Origin of the sequence: Clostridium sp. HBUAS56010, assembly GCF_007115105.1 — a bacterium.
Lineage (GTDB): Bacteria > Bacillota > Clostridia > Lachnospirales > Lachnospiraceae > Lacrimispora.
Genome location: NZ_SULJ01000007.1, coordinates 68,765 through 69,639 on the forward strand (window position 1 = coordinate 68,765; position 875 = coordinate 69,639).

Below are 875 nucleotides of genomic sequence, written 5' to 3' on the forward strand. Positions count from 1 at the left end.
AGTGGGTCCTGTTTCGCCAGTAGGTCCGGTGTCGCCAGTAGGACCCGTATCGCCAGTAGGCCCAACATCGCCAGTGGGACCCGTATCGCCGGTAGGCCCAACATCACCAGTGGGACCCGTATCGCCGGTAGGTCCAGTCACCCCCGCATCGCCAGCAGGCCCAGTGTCGCCGGTAGGTCCAGTATCGCCGGTAGGTCCGGTATCACCAGTTGACCCAACACCAGCAGGTCCAGTATCGCCGGTAGGTCCAGTATCGCCGGTAGGTCCGGTATCACCAGTTGACCCAACACCAGCAGGCCCAGTGTCGCCGGTAGGTCCCAGTGTCGCCGGTGGTCCGGTATCACCAGTTGACCCAACACCAGCAGGTCCAGTATCGCCGGTAGGTCCAGTATCGCCGGTAGGTCCGGTATCACCAGTTGACCCAACACCAGCAGGCCCAGTGTCGCCGGTAGGTCCAGTATCGCCGGTAGGTCCGGTATCACCAGTTGACCCAACACCAGCAGGCCCAGTGTCGCCGGTAGGTCCAGTATCGCCGGTAGGTCCGGTCTCACCAGTTGACCCAACACCAGCAGGTCCAGTATCGCCGGTAGGTCCGGTATCACCAGTTGACCCAACACCAGCAGGCCCAGTGTCGCCGGTAGGTCCAGTATCGCCGGTAGGTCCGGTATCACCAGTTGACCCAACACCAGCAGGTCCAGTATCGCCGGTAGGTCCGGTATCGCCGGTAGGTCCGGTATCACCGGTAGGTCCGGTATCACCAGTCGTTCCAACACCAGCAGGTCCGGTATCACCGGTAGGTCCAGTATCGCCGGTAGGTCCGGTATCACCAGTTGACCCAACACCAGCAGGTCCGGTATCGCCGGTAGGTCCAATGT

Annotated in this window: 1 pseudogene; it reads right to left on the minus strand. The window is 61.9% G+C overall.

What is annotated here, in order from left to right:
• Nucleotides 1–875, minus strand: a pseudogene (locus FAY33_RS19495) (collagen-like protein); the annotation flags it as partial.